This is a genomic window from Methylocapsa sp. D3K7, assembly GCF_029855125.1.
In the GTDB taxonomy this organism is placed as follows: Bacteria; Pseudomonadota; Alphaproteobacteria; order Rhizobiales; family Beijerinckiaceae; genus Methylocapsa.
On record NZ_CP123229.1, the window covers coordinates 3643272 to 3659868 of the forward strand.

16 protein-coding genes are annotated in these 16597 nt (G+C 53.2%); 11 read left to right on the plus strand and 5 right to left on the minus strand.

All coding sequences use genetic code 11. The annotated features are described in order from the left end of the window. The 8 genes from QEV83_RS17110 to QEV83_RS17145 all read left to right on the plus strand — a co-directional run bounded on the left by QEV83_RS17110 (position 1) and on the right by QEV83_RS17145 (position 9704). Complete coding sequence (locus tag QEV83_RS17110; protein ID WP_280128872.1) at positions 1-2967, plus strand: glycosyltransferase; 2967 nt, start codon at positions 1-3, stop codon at positions 2965-2967. A 54-nt stretch (positions 2968-3021) separates the two neighbouring features. Beyond that, complete coding sequence (locus QEV83_RS17115; protein ID WP_280128873.1) at positions 3022-3711, plus strand: class I SAM-dependent methyltransferase; 690 nt, start codon at positions 3022-3024, stop codon at positions 3709-3711. A gap of 75 nt (positions 3712-3786) precedes the next feature. After that, entirely contained in the window at positions 3787-4404 is a 618-nt protein-coding gene (locus tag QEV83_RS17120; RefSeq protein ID WP_280128874.1) for a methyltransferase domain-containing protein, read from the plus strand. Between the two features lie 437 nt (positions 4405-4841). Continuing rightward, positions 4842-5489, plus strand: a complete 648-nt coding sequence (locus QEV83_RS17125) for a hypothetical protein (protein ID WP_280128875.1) — start codon at positions 4842-4844, stop codon at positions 5487-5489. Positions 5490-5629: 140 nt separating this feature from the next. Next, entirely contained in the window at positions 5630-6583 is a 954-nt protein-coding gene (locus QEV83_RS17130) for a glycosyltransferase 61 family protein (protein WP_280128876.1), read from the plus strand. A 626-nt stretch (positions 6584-7209) separates the two neighbouring features. After that, positions 7210-7692, plus strand: a complete 483-nt coding sequence (locus QEV83_RS17135) for a hypothetical protein (protein ID WP_280128877.1) — start codon at positions 7210-7212, stop codon at positions 7690-7692. Positions 7693-7702: 10 nt separating this feature from the next. Continuing rightward, entirely contained in the window at positions 7703-7852 is a 150-nt protein-coding gene (locus QEV83_RS17140) for a DUF5989 family protein (protein WP_280128878.1), read from the plus strand. Between the two features lie 10 nt (positions 7853-7862). Beyond that, positions 7863-9704, plus strand: a complete 1842-nt coding sequence (locus tag QEV83_RS17145) for a carbamoyltransferase (RefSeq protein WP_280128879.1) — start codon at positions 7863-7865, stop codon at positions 9702-9704. Positions 9705-9719: 15 nt separating this feature from the next. Here the strand turns inward: QEV83_RS17145 and QEV83_RS17150 are convergent, their stop codons facing one another. Together QEV83_RS17150 and QEV83_RS17155 are read right to left on the minus strand one after the other, a co-directional pair. Then, entirely contained in the window at positions 9720-9935 is a 216-nt protein-coding gene (locus tag QEV83_RS17150) for a hypothetical protein (protein ID WP_280128880.1), read from the minus strand. A gap of 51 nt (positions 9936-9986) precedes the next feature. Continuing rightward, on the minus strand, positions 9987-10121 hold the full coding sequence (locus QEV83_RS17155; protein WP_280128881.1) for a hypothetical protein: 135 nt from the start codon (positions 10119-10121) through the stop codon (positions 9987-9989). Between the two features lie 101 nt (positions 10122-10222). Between QEV83_RS17155 and QEV83_RS17160 the strand changes: the two genes are divergently transcribed. Next, positions 10223-10366: a hypothetical protein gene (locus QEV83_RS17160; protein ID WP_280128882.1), complete on the plus strand. Its 144-nt coding sequence runs from the start codon at positions 10223-10225 to the stop codon at positions 10364-10366. 172 nt (positions 10367-10538) lie between these two features. Here QEV83_RS17160 and QEV83_RS17165 read toward each other — a convergent pair whose 3' ends face one another. Together QEV83_RS17165 and QEV83_RS17170 are read right to left on the minus strand one after the other, a co-directional pair. Next, complete coding sequence (locus tag QEV83_RS17165) at positions 10539-11741, minus strand: SGNH/GDSL hydrolase family protein (protein WP_280128883.1); 1203 nt, start codon at positions 11739-11741, stop codon at positions 10539-10541. Positions 11742-12588: 847 nt separating this feature from the next. After that, positions 12589-13095: a Spy/CpxP family protein refolding chaperone gene (locus QEV83_RS17170; RefSeq protein WP_280128884.1), complete on the minus strand. Its 507-nt coding sequence runs from the start codon at positions 13093-13095 to the stop codon at positions 12589-12591. A gap of 229 nt (positions 13096-13324) precedes the next feature. On the opposite strand from QEV83_RS17170, the gene QEV83_RS17175 reads away from it, so the two are divergent. Next, positions 13325-14044: a response regulator gene (locus QEV83_RS17175; protein ID WP_280128885.1), complete on the plus strand. Its 720-nt coding sequence runs from the start codon at positions 13325-13327 to the stop codon at positions 14042-14044. Positions 14045-14076: 32 nt separating this feature from the next. Next, a complete protein-coding gene (locus tag QEV83_RS17180; protein ID WP_280128886.1) occupies positions 14077-15486 on the plus strand; it encodes an ATP-binding protein in 1410 nt (469 codons plus the stop codon). A gap of 277 nt (positions 15487-15763) precedes the next feature. On the opposite strand, the gene QEV83_RS17185 is transcribed toward QEV83_RS17180, so the two are convergent. Continuing rightward, positions 15764-16524, minus strand: a protein-coding gene (locus tag QEV83_RS17185; RefSeq protein WP_280128887.1) for an IS5 family transposase whose coding sequence is annotated in 2 segments (ribosomal slippage) — positions 15764-16191 and positions 16191-16524 — 762 coding nt in all. Because the reading frame shifts where the segments join, the coding sequence is not laid out codon by codon here. Positions 16525-16597 lie beyond the last annotated feature (73 nt).

The following is a 16597-nucleotide window of genomic DNA, read 5'->3' on the forward strand; positions in this document are numbered from 1 at the left end:
ATGATTCGCCAATTTTTTGATCGACTTTTAAAAATCTATAAGGCCAAACCTAAATTCTTTGATCAGAAGTATTATTTACTAACTTACCCAGATGTTGCCAAGTCAGGCATAAATCCCTTTTTTCATTTCAAGGAATATGGGTGGCGAGAAGGACGAAATCCTTCGCGAATTTTTAATACGCTATATTACAAGGATAAAAATCTCGGAAAGGAAGAGTTATCGTTCAATCCGCTCGACCACTATAAAAAGTACAATAAGACAATGAAATTAAAGATTACTCCTGACTCCGAAGAGGAGTATTTACGAATCCAAAGGAGTGTCATTAAAATATATTTTAATGAATTTTACTACAGGAAACGCTATACTGATATTAATAATATAGATGCATTGGATCATTATCTACGGATAGGGTGGCGTCAGGGGTACGATCCGACACCTAGTTTTTCAACGACCGAATATTTAAACGCTCATCCGGATGTCCTGATTTTGGATGTCAGTCCATTTTATCATTATATTTCCACGAGTAATCCAAAACTATCTGTACCAGATCTAGCCGAGCTGGCGATTTCTGTTCCGGCTGCCGCGGGAGGCTCCATTAATGGGCCGAGCTCAGATCTCGATATCAAAGAAGTTATGAAAACTCTGAGTTCAGAGTTCGATGCGGATTTTTATCTGAAGGAGTTCCAGGACGTTCGCACAGCAAAAATTGATCCGGTAAAACATTATGTAGAATATGGCTGGCGAGAGGGGCGTAATCCGACGGCCCTTTTTTGGACGTCCTATTACCTCTCCAAGTATGGGGACGTTAGGGCATCAAACTTAAATCCATTTTTTCATTACATAAAATATGGACGGAGGGAGGGAAGGAGGCCAAATCCGGTCGGTGCGGTCTTATGGGAGCGCCCCAAGGCGCCATCCAAGAAGGACTGGCATTTGGCTTTCTCCGCAAAGGACGTTCCCGATGCAGAAGTCACTATTATTATGCCGGTCTATAAGGGGTTCTCAGACACGCTGGCATCGATATATTCGGTCCTGACGAACCCTCAGGAAACGTCTTTCAACCTTCTTGTAATCAATGATTGCGGTCCAGAAGATGAGTTGAATGAGACGCTGCGGGACCTCGCTGCGGAAGGGTGGTTCGGTTACGCGGAAAACCAGACGAACTTAGGCTTTGTTCGCACCGTTAATGAAGCGCTTGCTTACCGCCCCGATCTCGATGTCATTCTTCTAAACTCGGACACTCTCGTTTTTGGAAATTGGATTGATCGTCTCCTGGCGCACGCGCGGCGCGATGAATCGGTCGCGACGATCACGCCCTTTTCGAATAATGCAACGATTTGCAGCTACCCTGAATTTAACCGGAATAATTTAATCAGTCTTGAAGTCCCGCCTGCTGTACTTGATGAATATACGAGCGTATGCAACGAAGGGCGTAGCAATGTTGTCCCAACGGGTGTGGGATTTTGTTTTTATATGCGCAGGAGTATTATAAATATACTTGGCACATTAGATGACTCTGCTTTTGGTAAGGGGTATGGCGAAGAGAACGATTACTGTCTGCGCGCCTTGAAGGCCGGCTTCAAAAACGTGTTTGCTCATGATGTCTTCGTCTATCACACGGGCAAGATTTCCTTCGCGAGCCTTGCTTCGAACACTTACGAGTCTGGTCAAACAGCGCTCTTAAATAAGCATCCAGACTATGGACTGAGGGTTCAGCGCTACATAGAAGCCAATCCAAGCCATGAGGCGCGGCTGCGGTTAGACCTTTACCGCTTGGCCCGGAGCATCGGCCCTGGCGCGGCCATCTTCATTACCCATTCGTGGACAGGGGGAGTGTTCACGCATGCCCATAGCCTGGCGCAGCGACTGGCCCGTGAGAATGTCAAAGTCGTATTTCTGCGGGTTGGCGGCCGAACGGAGGGGAAACTCAACGTCAATATATCCGTCCAAAATCCGGTGGATGTGTATACGCCCAGCCTCGGGCCGATGTTGATTACAAAATATCAAGACCTCATCTTGGACTTCATCGGATGGCTCCGGCCCAAAATTCTTCATGTTCATTCTTTTGCTGGCCTCGATTGGCAGGGCGTCCTTGCGATGATGTCTATCTTAAAGGATGCCCCATGCCCGTATCATTGCACTGTTCACGATTATTCTTCGATCTGTCACCGCAATGACTGCGTCACGACGGAAGGGATCTACTGCGGTCAGCCCGCAACAAGCGTGTGCCGGGCGTGCATCAGGGCGGATCGTGGGTGTTCGGATTTCGTCGATCCTGATGAGCGCCGCAGTGTCTACGGCGCCTTCCTCGAAGCGGCTAAGCAGGTATTCGTTCCATCCATGGATACCGCGAAAAGGTTGAAGCGCGTGTTTCCGCTCGTTGAGCCGATCGTCAAACCGCATGCGGAATCTCATCCGGGATCAGCATGGCTCCCGGCGCTGGAGGAGTTCCCATCTCCCTTGCGGATCGCGGTCATCGGGGGAATCGGGACGCACAAAGGCTCAGGCGTTTTGCACGGTCTCGCGCTTGATGCAAGACGGCGATCGCTGCCGATCGAGTTCACGATCGTCGGATTTTCGAACAAGATAGAGCCGCTGAAGAAGGCCGGAGTCAAGGAAACAGGCAAATATGCCAGCGATGACGAAGCCATCCGGCAGCTTCATGACTTGCGGCCTCATCTTGCTTTTTTCCCGTCCATATGGCCCGAGACATATTGCTATACGCTCTCAATCGCGCTTGCCTGCGGGATTCCAGCGGTGGTTTTCGACATTGGCGCCCAGGCCGAACGGCTGCGGGCGTTGGCCGCGGGGCATATCCTCGAGTTAGCCCTGATTGATCAACTCTCCGCCCTCAACGATGCGCTGCTCCAATTGCCGTTGGCGGAGCTTTGGCAAAACCGGCGGTATCCGGACTTCGCCTCTTATGACAGTGTTCTTGAGGATTATTACGGCTTGGCGTCGGTCTGACGAACGGGGGAGGCTGAGGAGGTGAGCGTGTTATGAATCGAAGAGCGAGGCGGAATGTTTTCTAATCACCATGAATTCCTGCGGTTTGCCAAGCAACTCATCGGAGCAGAAACATACCTCGAAATCGGGGTCCAGTCAGGCGCGACACTTTTTCTCGAACCGATGCCAAAGTTGGTTGTCGGTGTAGACCCGGCGTTCCAAATCGTGACGCCTATCAAATCGTCCTGTCATTGCGCTTTGTTTCGACAGACCAGTGATTCTTTTTTCGATGACAGCTGCTTTGCGACTGTGGGTGCGGAGCCGGTGGACCTTACGTTTGTCGATGGCCTGCACTGGTCTGAGTTTGCTTTGAGGGATGTGCGCAATTCGGAGCGAATATCGCACAAGAAGTCTGTCATTCTCGTTCATGACATCGCCCCCCGCAGTGCCGTGATGGCCGGACGAGAAGAGTGCCCTGTGGCCTGGATGGGCGACGTTTTTAAGATCATTCCCGCATTGCGGAAGTTTCGGCCGGATCTGTCCGTGGTTTGCGTCGGAGACGTGCCATATGCGGGAATGGGGGTGATCTGGAATCTTGACCCGAACGACACAACGCTCTTCGACCGCTATGAGGAAGTCGTCGCTTTTATGGATGCCCTTGATTACGATCGAGACTATGAGCCGCTTGTGAAGTCTACCTTCATTTCTTACAAATCACCCGAGTTTAACCGCATGATTGCGGAAATTTCGACGCTCCATGGCTAAGGCACTCTGACTATTAAATTTGTGGTGGAGAGCAATGTACTTGTATGATGGACGGTTATTGTGGAGAACTAAAATATGCACGCGTCAGCATTGAAAGCGGGACAACTTTTTTTTTCAACTTATTGGCAAAGTGCATTTACCACTATTCTTGACATTGGCTCGCGCGACGTCAACGGAACTCTGAGGCAAGTTGCTCCAGCAAATTCAAAATACACCGGGATTGACCTGGAAGGCGGACCTGGGGTGGATCAAGTTCTGACTGATCCATATTCCTATCCATTTGTGGACGGGGCGTTTGATTGCATAGTGTCGACCTCTTGCTTTGAGCACGACAGGTTATTTTGGCTAACGTTTCTCGAAGCCTGTCGCGTGACATCTCCAGATGGCTTTATATATATCAATGCTCCGTTAGGTGGATTATACCATGGTTATCCATATGATCATTGGAGGTTTTATCCTGATGCTGGCCTTGCCCTTGAAGAATGGGGCAGGAGAATGGGTCATTCTATTACCCTAGTAGAGTCATTTAACGTAAATAAGTCGATTGATACATTTCAGGACTTTACTATGGTCTTTGCTAAACGATCCAACTTTGTCCCCCAAAGCTATATATTTGAAATCATGGAAGGTGTCGTAAACGCGAGGCGGGGTTCGGGAGGAGAATTGCTTAAACCGCAACCTCGTCTTCTTTAAATTACGCCCCTGAGGGACGAATGCAGTATTTCTCGTTCTCCCTTCCAGTGGCAGCGCTCTGTTTGGCAATCTTATGCGCACCTCACGAGGTGCGAGCTTCGGATCCACAAGAACTGCTCGATCCCTTGACGATCCCCAAGCTGCAATTTCATACGGGCGGGGTTGTTCAGAATAAGCCACAGATTTTCGGTGTAGAAACTCCAATTGCAGGTCCAATCTCGCCTTGGCTCTTCACGCAATGGAGCGTCAGCGAAATTCTCTCGCCAGACATGCTGCGGGAGAACAAGGCGGCTGTCCCCGATCCAAGGCTCGGGCTCCCCGCTTACTATTTTGCGACTTCGAGCAAAGCGCTGAGTTTAAGCATTTACCGTGACGCTGGAGAGCTTGTCTTCGAGTTGCATAAAGAAGGAGGCGAGCTGCGGGGCGGCGGAAGCGATGTGTTTCTAAGCGACGAAATTCGCCATCCGGCGTCACTTGATGAGAAGATCGTCTATAGCGCGGATTTGAAGCTCTCCAAGGCCAACGTCCGGTACGCATCCGCGGACGCACGAACGACAGGTGAAGTTCTGGGACAAGCGCTTTCAGGATTTTCCTTTTTGGCGACGCCTCCATCAGGCAGCTTTAAGATGAGCGTGCTGTTGCAGATTAGTCATTCCACATCGTCGCCGTTTAAAGGACCGTATTTGGCGTGCCAAACCGACAATGAAGGGAGGGTTTTTTCGATCGTCTATGGTCAAGAGCTTCCAGGCTCGCCGTTGCTGCCCTTCGTAACCGACGACGGAGAGCTTCATCATCTCGAATTTACGCTCAATGACTATCTTTGCGATCTGGTCAAACATAGGCTCTCTTGCCGCGACCCTTCAGGCTCATCTCGACAGCTAAATTTCCCTGACGAAGCGTTGAATTTTACAAACTGGCACGTCCAGGGAATATATATTGGGTTCGAAGTGAACGATACTGACTTGCGGGCAGGCACATCAACGCCGGGGAAGGTTGGCGCGATCGAGATGGGAATGCAGATCGCCAACCCAAAGCTAATCCATCAAAATGGGCAACCCTACGATTCGAGCAGTTGTCATCGTTAAGGAGTGGCTCATTGTCATCGATTGACGCAATTCAGTTCCCTGCGGATTCAATACTGGATTGCCTTTCATCCCCATCCTTCCATGCGAATAAGCCCGTAATCGTGCATGAAGACCGGATTCCATCGGATGTGTGGACGGCAATGAATTGGGCTTGGCGCATCGGCGATTTTCCAGAACGCAAAGTCGAGATCATTAAACTGCGCGACGTTTTTGTTTCTGGGGAAGGATTGGTCTTCAACCACGATTTAAACGTCTTCCACCGGACGATCACGCAGCAAATCCCCGATCATATCGAGCAAGCCCGCATCGCGCTGAAGACTGCAATCGCGTCAGGCAACCTCAAAGAGATCGATGGGCCAGCTGTCCTTTGCGTAAAACCTGGCTGGGGAAATTACGGCCATTGGCTTATCGAGATGTTGCCGAAAGTCAGCGTCGCCGCGCAACTTCTCCCAGACGCGAATCTTAAGTTCATCGTGCCCGGAACAACCGGACTGATGAATGATGTCATCGAGGATTCCTTGGCGCTCATCGGCATCGACATAGAACGGTTGATCAAATACACGCCGTCTCCAATGCGGGTACGCGAACTCATTCTCGTCGACGGCCTAACGGCCCATGGAAGCTACATGTCACCTCTCGTTTTTGGTCCATTGGATTGGATCGCCAGTCAGGTGCAGCCAGGAGAATCGCAGCGTATTTATATCAGACGCAAGATTCCGGCTTATCGGCAATTTGTGAATGAAGACGAGGTTTGCGAAGTTCTCGCCCGTAAAGGCTTTACGATTGTAAGCCCCGAAGAACATTGCTTCAGGGACCAAGTTTCGTTTTTCAAGGGAGCAAAGCAGATTCTTGGCATCACCAGCGCCGCGTTGACGAGTCTTTGCTTTTGCGGACCTGGTACGAATGTGACGATGTTCTACCCCTCGGTAATGCCGGACACATTCTATTGGTTCATCGCAGAACATCGCAAGCTGAAGTTCAAGGATATACGATGCGAACTGGGGGGAGCGCCCAAGACGCATAATGCTTGGGACGGGGCGCTTAAAATCTCCCCAGACGAATTGCTTGAACTTATAGAGGCATCGGCACGATGAAGCCCAACAGGGGCGGCAATCGCAACCTTGTTTTGCCGGAGCAAACCATCGAGCCGAAGGGTTCGGAGCGGCCTATCTTGCTTCCGCCGCAGGCCCTTATGAAGCGCGGTCGCTCAATGATTGTCCATATGGCGTAGGCGTGCGGGTGCGCGGTCATGCCTTGCCTGTCTTGGCGATTTCCGTCGCTCTCGCCGGACTGCTGCTTGACCTTGCCGGGTAGGGAGGCGGCGGCGTCAATCTATGATGCATTATATAAGTCATTGAAATTATTGGCGCGCCGGTCAGGATAAAACTGCGAACACTTATGTGATTGAAATTGCAATATAAATTTGCAGAACACGGTGAGTGTCGGGCGCTGGAGCGGCTGCTTTTCATATCATGCGGGTGCCGAGCCGCTGCGGGACTTTCGTCGCAACCTAGCCACTCGGCCGCGCTCAGTAGGAGCGACCTGCCGGATGTTACAACGCGTAGCAAAAAATCGACTCGCTCCCAAACTGAGACGGTGCATACACGATTGAGAAACATTTCGAGCGAGCCAGACAAACCGCAGCAACGAGTTCTCTCCACAAGACTTCGCATCCTATCAATTGAAAAAGGAAACATAGAAGTGAATGAGCGAGTGCGATGTGGCAAAACGCATGCCGGGTTGCGCGGTGCAACTCCAATTCAACAATAGGTGTCACATGCAAACCCATGAAACAGTTTTGAGCTTCCGCAAAATTACACCCGGTTCGAATCGGAAGTTTAGCTTCGCCTTCAGTGCTCTTTTCATGATTTTAGGCCTTTGGCCGTTGTTTCGCTACGCAGGTTCACCGAAATGGTCAATGATTATCATTTCGGTGCCCTTGCTGGCTGTTGGTCTCCTTTTCCCCAATTTGTTGACGCCGCTGAACCGTATCTGGTTCAAGCTCGGCCTCGCCATGAACACAATTGTCAACCCAGTCGTGATGGCGATTTTGTTTTTCGGGGCGGTTGTCCCGCTTGGTTGGTATCTGCGTATAAAGGTTAAGGATCTTTTGCGCGTAAAAATGGACCCAGGGGCCGCAACCTATTGGATCGAGCGTCAACCGCCGGGTCCAGCGCCAGACTCGATGAAAAAACAGTTCTGAGGAATAACCAATGTCAATTGTTGCTGAACTGCTCGAGTTCCTGGGCGCGCGAAAGAAATTCTGGTTGCTGCCCCTACTCGTACTTTTCCTGATCTTCGGCGGCTTGTTCGTCCTCAGCCAAGGCTCAGTCGTCGCGCCCTTTATCTATACGCTTTTTTGAAGAACCTGAGATGCTCGTCCTTGGCATTTCCTCGTTCTATCACGACAGTGCCGCCGCACTCGTCCGCGACGGCGAGATCGTCGCCGCTGCACAAGAAGAGCGCTTCACCCGCACGAAACACGACCCTGGCTTCCCCGCCAACGCGATAGCCTATTGCCTCAAGGAGGCCAACATTGACTCTGGCGCTGTCGATCGCGTCGTCTTTTACGAAAAGCCATTCCTGAAATTCGAACGGCTTATTGAAACTTATCTCGCGTTCGCGCCGCGCGGCTTTACCTCGTTTCGCAAAGCCATGCCGCTGTGGATCGGCGAAAAACTGTTTCAGCGTGATCATCTTCAACGCGAACTCGCGTTGGTCGATCCGGCACTCGGCGAGAAGGCCAAATTGCGCTTTTGCGAACATCATTTTTCCCACGCGTCTTCAGCCTATTATCCGTCTCCGTTTCAATCATCGCTTGTCTTGACGATGGACGGCGTCGGAGAATGGGCGACGGCCTCAGCCGGGATCGGTAGCGGCAACAAGTTAGACATCGTCAAGGAAATTCATTTCCCCCATTCTCTCGGGCTGCTCTACTCCGCTTTCACCTATTACACCGGCTTCAAGGTCAATTCGGGCGAATACAAAGTCATGGGGCTAGCGCCCTACGGCGAGCCGAAATATGCAAACGCGATCCTGGAGCACTTGATCGATGTGAAGCCGGATGGGTCGTTCCGGCTAAACCTCGATTATTTTTCCTTTTGCACCGGCCTAACGATGACTGGTCCCCGCTTCGACGCGATTTTCGGCGGCGCGCCGCGCCGTCCAGATCAACCGCTTGAGCAACGCCACATGGATCTCGCGGCCTCAATCCAGGCGGTGACGGAGGACGTGGTGTTGCGCCTGACACGCTCGCTTGCTGCTCAAACGGGGCTTCGAAATCTCTGTCTCGCCGGAGGCGTGGCCTTGAATTGCGTCGCCAATGACAAGATTTTTCGTGACGGCTGCTTCGATGGGATTTTCGTCCAGCCGGCGGCCGGTGACGCCGGCGGCGCGCTTGGCGCAGCACTTGCCGTCTATCACGCCGAAAATCATAGGAGCGATCGCAAGGCCGCCATGCAAAAGCGGGACGCCATGCGAGGCGCATATCTAGGGCCGTGCTACGAACAAAGTGATATCGAACGGCGGCTGACAAAAAGTGGCGCCGTTTTCGCCGTCGTCGACGAAGCTGCGCTGATCGAGCAGACGGCGGCGGCCCTCGCGGATGGGCAGGCGGTCGGCTGGCATCAGGGCCGGATGGAGTTCGGCCCGCGTGCGCTCGGCAATCGTTCGATTCTCGGCGATCCGCGTTGCCCGGCCATGCAGAAGGCGCTGAACCTCAAGGTCAAATACCGCGAAAGTTTTCGCCCCTTCGCGCCGTCGGTGCTGCGCGAGCGCGTCGCGGACTGGTTCGAGATCGACGCGGATTCACCTTATATGCTACTCGTTGCCAATGTGAAACCCGAGCACTGCCGGACGATGTCGGCCGAGGAACAAGCGCTGTTCGGCATCGACAAATTGAACGTCGTGCGTTCGGATATCCCGGCCGTCACACATGTCGATTATTCGGCTCGCGTCCAGACCGTTCATAAGGAAACGAACCCGCGCTACCACGCCTTGATTAGCAGATTCGAACAATTGACCGGCTGTCCCGTGCTTGTTAACACGAGTTTTAACGTGCGCGGTGAGCCCATTGTCTGCACGCCGGAAGATGCATTTGCCTGCTTCATGGGCACCGGCATCGAGTTTCTCGCGATCGGAAATTGCATACTTCACAAAGACAAGCAGAACCCTACGCTCGCCCGCGATTATAAGAACGTTTTCGCGCCAGATTGACAGCTCCTTTCCCAGTCACTGAAATCCCGCGACCAGAATCCCAGGCACGTGATATTCGATGTAATCTTTAATTATTGAAGCTTTTAGGCGGTTCGCCAATGGCGTTGGATGGCCATCGCCCCTGATAATGAGTTGGGCGCCGTTGGCTGCCTCTCGCGCGAGGGAGACGTCCACGACCAGGGCACCGCCACCCCGCAACCGATGAACGATTTCGTCATCGCTGAAACCCATCCCCTCGAGATAGCTAGGGTTCCGGATATAAGGGATGAGAGTTGCGACGTTTTATTTCTCCTTGGCGAGCTTTGCGGCCGCGAGCAAGATCCTGACGTAGAGCTCCAAGTCTTCGTGAGTAACCCTCTGAAGATAACGCTCGGTGAACAAACGATAGGATTCCATGTCCTCGAGCCATTCGCGCACCCCAAGGCTCAGCAGGCCCCCTTCAACACGACCTGGTCGTTCTCCAGCGTATATCGAGGCCACCGGCGCACCCAAAAGGGCTTACAGGCTGTTCATTCGGCATGTCCAGCCACCGTCAGGAAAATGAAGAGCCGCGGCTGTTTGCCGATCACTCTATCGAAGCGGCCTATTTGCAATTCCGCCAAAAACTGCTGTGGTCCATAGCCTGGATAGCCAAGATTGAGCACTCTTTGCTTGCGCCCTAGAAAATCCGCGAATTACTGTGGTAGCGTGTCCGCAAGATGCGCTACCTCCTTCATGGGATCGAGATCTGGTTTCCGACGTGGAAACTTACTTTCCCAAGAAGGATAAAGAACACCGCGCGCTCACCCGCGATTGTAAGAATGCCTTCGCGCAGATTGACGGCCGGCTCGCCATTCATTGCAGTCCAGAAAACAGAATTCCAGACATGTGATGTTCAATGTAATCTATAATTATTGAAGCCCGGAGGCGATTTGCCAATGGCGTCGGATGGCCATCCCCTGGGATATTGATCACCGCGCCAGTGGCTTTCTCTTTGGCAAGCGACGCATCGATTACAACTGCTCCGCCCTCCCGCAGCCTCGCGATGATGGAGTCATCGCTAAAGCCAGTCCCACGGAAATACTCGTCTCTCTCGCGGAGATAAGGGATGAGTGTCGCGACGCCGTATTTTTCCTTGGCAAGTTGTACGATGGACACTACCGTCCTAATGTAGAGTTCAATATCATCATGGCCGATTCTCATACGATAGGGCTTGATAAAATAGCGATAGGATGCCGTGTTCTCGAGCCATTCCCGGAGCCAGAGGCTTGGGCCATCGTAGCACGCGCCTTCGAACACGAGCCTGCCATCCTCGATCGCATAATGCGGCCCCAATCGCAGCCAATGGGGCTTGCAGGCGGTTCGCTCGGCATGCCACGGCGCCGTCATGAAAATAAAGAGCTGCGGCCGCGAGCCGATCAGCGGATCGAATAGACCCGTCTCCATCTCGCGCAAGACTTGCTGCGGCCCATAGCCGCCGAAACCGAGATTGAGAACCCGCTTCTTGCGGCCGAGCAGATCGGCGAAAAGCTGAGGCAATGTGTTGGCATCGTTCACACCTAGGCCGAAAGTAAAGGAATCACCGAAAAAGGCGATCGCCGGACCCTTCTCGCTGGAAACGGTCTGTCGGAGAAGATTCGCATCGATTGTGTAGTCGGCAAGATAGATCACCGCGCCGGTTTTTGGATCACGTCTTTCTGCATGGAAGCGCCCGGCATGTTCAGGACCAAAGCCGATGACGGGCCGATTAACCGACCAGCCTTTTGTGACGGTCATCATGATTTTTGGTTCGAGTACAATCGCTACACCCTCGAGTATGCACAGGCTGAAGGCAAGCGACGCTAGGACGATGAGGCCATCGCGAGCTTTCCCACGCAAAAGCGCAGCCAAATCTGCTACAATCAAAAAGACAAAGAGAAAAGTGAATAACCGAAAGGCAGGCCCAGGATGGCCCACCTCCATCCACACGATGAGCATAAGCAAGACCGGTATCACAGCAAGCCGCAGCACCAAGAACGGCTTTCCGTTGGCTAGCAAAATCAAAACTGATTTGTGCATTCGGCGAGTTCCTATCCATTTATTACTTCGGTTGGGGTAACGCATATGTGGAAAGCCATGCGCGAAGGGATATTTTGACGCTTCGTACGAATGGACGGGACCGTCATATGTACGGCCTATCCTTATGGCGGCTGCTGGCCGCTGGCCTTGATGAATTTCGCGACGCGGAAGATTTGCAGAAATACGCGCATCGAAACGCATCGTCTTATACGGCTATGCTCGCATCGGGATTGCGTCTCAGAGGTGCATCGTCTCCCTTATTCTCGGACCTAGACAGACCCTCGACACACGCGGTTTAGGGGTAGCCGCGTGTGACGGATTGGAATGGATTAAAAGAAGGGCTCTCCCAGCTCGAAGATTGGGAAAGGGAGAAGGCCGAGAATGCCAGCGGCATAGAGGACGTAGACCAAACAGATGATTAGGGCGTCCACCAAGATTATCGCTTTAACAGTGGCTGGCCATGCATTGGGAGGAAGAACGTTCGTCGCGCTGCTACGGGCGTCGCTGATCCGCAGGTTGAAAGAGAGCATCGAATGTCCTCCAAAAATGTCGCTGGAGAAGCTGTCCAGCCTCGTGAATGTGCTTCTTCTGAATGGATGATCGGGCGCTGCGCCGCATAACGAAAATAACGGTGCCTAGACGCGCAATCGAAGTGCTCGGGATTCACCACTCTCGTTTCCGAAAACCCAGGCTCAGGTCGTGCGTAGCGCACGGCCACAACCCCGGAGAGGATCAGCGAAAGGAGCGCCGCGAAGAAAATTATTCCACGCCGTAAAGCTTCGTAATGAAGCGCGGGGAGAGCCCCTTCCCGTTGTGCCCGCTGGTGAGGCATTCGCTCTCAACAATTTCAAAGAGGCGGGCCGGGAGGGCCGAAGGGAGGAAACAGAGGAAGTGGATGGATGACCGAATCCGCCAGGGTGCGCTTCTGGTCTGAGGTCAGCGCGACTGAGAATTTCTTAGCCGCCGCCGTTAAAGCGCGGTCGGCTTCGAAGAATGCGGCGAGACCCCTCTGGTGGAAGTCGAGTTCGGCAACGGTGTCGTTGCCGGCCGGGGGCGCTTCATCGCACACGCTGCGGATCGCTGGAACCGCTGCGGAGGATTCTGCGACGAAAGAGTCCCAATTCGGACGCTGACTCGGTTGCAGATCAAGCTTGGCCTCCGTGAACGCCATTTTCGCTTTGAAAAGGGCGTCTTCATCGGCGCAGAACTTTTGTAACTTTTCGGCTGCGGGCGGGAAACTGCCAGAACGCGGCACTGGCGCGGTCCCGGCAAGGGTCGTACCCGAGCTAACAAGCCCCAAGATTGAGCTTGATAGCCCCAACCCCGCGAGGAGGAAGTAGTTTTTCGGGTGCATCAAGATCTCCTTTTGTTGACTTGATGCTCATTTATCGCATGTGTGTATTTCAGTGCTTTTTCTGCTCCATCACAAATATTTCTGAGTTATGCGGCCAATCTCAAGTGCATATTGCAGACCGGATTTCGGGGCGCTTCTCGAACGGTCAATTCAGTCTCCAAGGGGAAACAATCGAGAAATATTTCCTATTTAGGCAACTACAGCGGGAAAAAGTCGGATCGAATCAGCCGTGAAAAATATCGATGCAATCCTCCTTGTGGAGGACGATACGGAAATTGGTGCACTGATATCGCGCTATCTCTCGGCGCATCAAATCGAAGTGGTCGTCGTCACGAACGGCAAGTCTATGGACGTCGCACTTGCAGACCGCACATTTGATCTTCTGCTCCTTGATCTTAATTTACCTGGCGAGGATGGTCTGTCGATTTGCCGTAGGGTTCGGGCGGAATTGGCACTCCCGATCATCATCGTGACGGCGCAAGGGGAGGATATCGATAGAATCATCGGCCTGGAGGTGGGGGCGGATGATTACGTCGTCAAACCTTTCAATCCGCGTGAACTATTGGCCAGAATTCGCTCCGTGTTACGCCGTGCAAGCATCGCGGTGCCGAGTAAGAAGGGCACGGATCGCGGGCACTACCGGTTCTCCGGCTGGAGCGTTGATATATTGGCGCGGCAGGTCATCGCGCCATCTGGCGTGAAGGTCGCAATGACTGGCGCCGAATTTGATCTCTTGTATGCACTGTGTGAACACCCCAATCGCGTCCTGACGCGTGAACAACTTATCAACATGACCCATGGTCCGACAACGGGGCCGTTCGAGCGGAGCATCGATGTTCTTGTCAGTCGGCTACGGCAAAAACTCGAGGCAGATCCCAAGAACCCCATGCTCATAGAAACCGTTCGTGCGGAGGGGTATATGTTTACGCCACAGGTCACACGCCCATGAAGACGTTCTCAAGGCGCTTTCGCCCAGACCATTTGGTCGGCCAGCTCACGATTTTGGTTTTGGTCGCCATTGTTCTGTTTCATGTAACGCTGACGGTTATGTTTCGATTACTGAACGCTGAACCGAAATTGCCTTTCATCGGACCAGCCGAACTTACAGCGAGTTATCTATTGGTGATCGATTTAGTGCCGGTCTCTGAGAGACAAGATCTTCTATCGGATTTGGCGCATGTAACGCCCTGGGCGACTTTCACGATTCAAGATGAGCGGCCCGACTCCGCCGGACCGAACGAACAACTCCCAGAACTCGATATCTTACGCGCACATCTATGGCCGCAAGCGGATGTCTACATGGCCTCAACACCAAGCAAGAGCAATTCTAAGGCTATCGCGATCGCGCTGCGCAAGGGCGCTTATGCGTTGGTGTCGGTATCGCAATCTCAGCAGCCAGGGTTGTTGGGGATGCCGCCGCCGCCGAACGGATTTCCACCGGGAGAGGCTCCGTTTAACGGGTTACCAAAAGGACCGACGCCGGGATTATTCATTTTCATTGGCTCAGCTCTCTTCTTTTTTTTATGCGCGGCGATCCTCACGATTTGGACGTCAAACACAGTCGTCTCGCCTCTGGTCAAATTAGCAGGGCGGGCCGAACGGCTCCCGAGTGAATCGAACGAACAGGATCTTATCATCGAGGATGGGCCTCAAGAGGTTCGCGAACTCACGCGCGCGCTGAACAGAATGCAAGTTCGTATCTATACAATGATTGCCGCGCGAGCCCAGGTTCTTGCAGCTATCAGCCACGATCTGAGAACTATTATCACGAGAATGCGCTTGAGAGCGGAATTCATCGATGACGAGATATTGCGAACCAAGATGCTCCAGGACGTCGAACTGATGGACTCGATGCTTTACAAGAATTTGCAGCACCTTCGTCAGGCGAACAAGACACCTGAACAAAGTCTCATCGATCTCGACAGCGTCTTGCAAACAGTGTCGGATCAGTTCGTGGATCTCGGTCACGATGTGACCTATCGCGGCGGTGCACATCAAATGATTCGGGGATCGATCACCGACTTGCAGCGGGTCTTTAATAATCTTATCGAGAACGCCGTTACGTATGGGGAAAAGGTCGTCGTTGCTATCGAAGGGCCGTGGGCTGGCGTCGTTCAAATTGATGTAATGGATGAAGGGCCGGGAATTTCTACGCAGGACAAGGCGCGCGTCATCGAACCGTTTGTCCGGGGCCAACCCGCCCGCAATATGAATGAGCACGGTGGATTTGGCCTCGGACTATCGATCGTGAGGACACTCGTCGAAGAGGTCGGTGGCACGTTGGAATTGCTGGATCGTGAACCACACGGCTTAATCGCGCGCGTGATCCTACCGCGCGCTTTTGTGGGGGGCCGTGGCCCACATCCTTCAAAATCCACTTATTTGGATTGATCACGCGAGATCCGATGCTCACGCCTCCCCTCATTTTCAGATGGCCCGACGGCAAAGACCGGGAGTTCGGCGAGCATCCCGCCTCTGCGAGAGCCTCGTAGACACCAGCCTGATAGGAACCGAGCGCACCACCGCCTTGCGGCAGCAGGGCAATGCATTCGAAGGGAGGACGCCCGCGCGGCCGCTGATTCTTCAACCGAGCCGAGGGGCGATCCACGAGCTGAACATCGTCACGCATGATTAACTCCTATCATTGTCTTCTGGCTAGGGTCAGGACTCATTGATTGATCCAGAAGATGACGATTGCGGTGATGCAGATTGCTGACATGAAAGTATGGGCGCATCGATCGTAGCGCGTGTGGATGCGCCGCCAGTCCTTGAGCCTGCCAAACATATTCTCGATTTTGTGACGCTGGCGATAGAGCGTGAGGTCATGTTCGATCGGTACTTTTCGATTGGATTTCGACGGAATGCACGCCGTGATGCCGCGCTCGGCGAGAGCCCGGCGGAACCAGTCGGCGTCATATCCCTTGTCGGCCAGGAGCTCCCTGGCGCGCGGCAACGCGGGAAGCATTGAAGCGGCGCCTTTGAAATCGCTCGTTTGGCCTTCGCTCAGCAGCATGATCAGCGGTCGCCCACGACCGTCGCACACAGCGTGCAGTTTCGAATTCAAGCCACCCTTGGTGCGGCCGATACATCTGGGAACAGGCCCTTTTTTAAAAGGCTGGCGGCGGTACGATGGGCCTTTAGATGGGTCGCGTCGATCATCAACCGGCACGGCCTGCCGCCCTTGCGAGCCAGCGCTGCGAAAATCTTATTGAAGACCCCGAGACGGCTCCAGCGCACGAACCGGTTGTAGATCGTCTTGTGCGGGCCGTAGCCGTGCGGCGCGTCTCGCCAGCGCACCCCGTTCCTGATGACGAAGACGATCCCGCTGACCACCCGACGGTCATCCACCCTCACGATCCCGTGCGACAGCGGAAAATACGGCCTGATACGGCGCATCTGCGCCTCGGAAAGCAAAAACAAATCATCCATGGCAACGCCTCCTCGCGCCACCAATGAATCAAGCCGTGCGCGAGACCGCAAGGATATTAATGGGTCCTGAGCC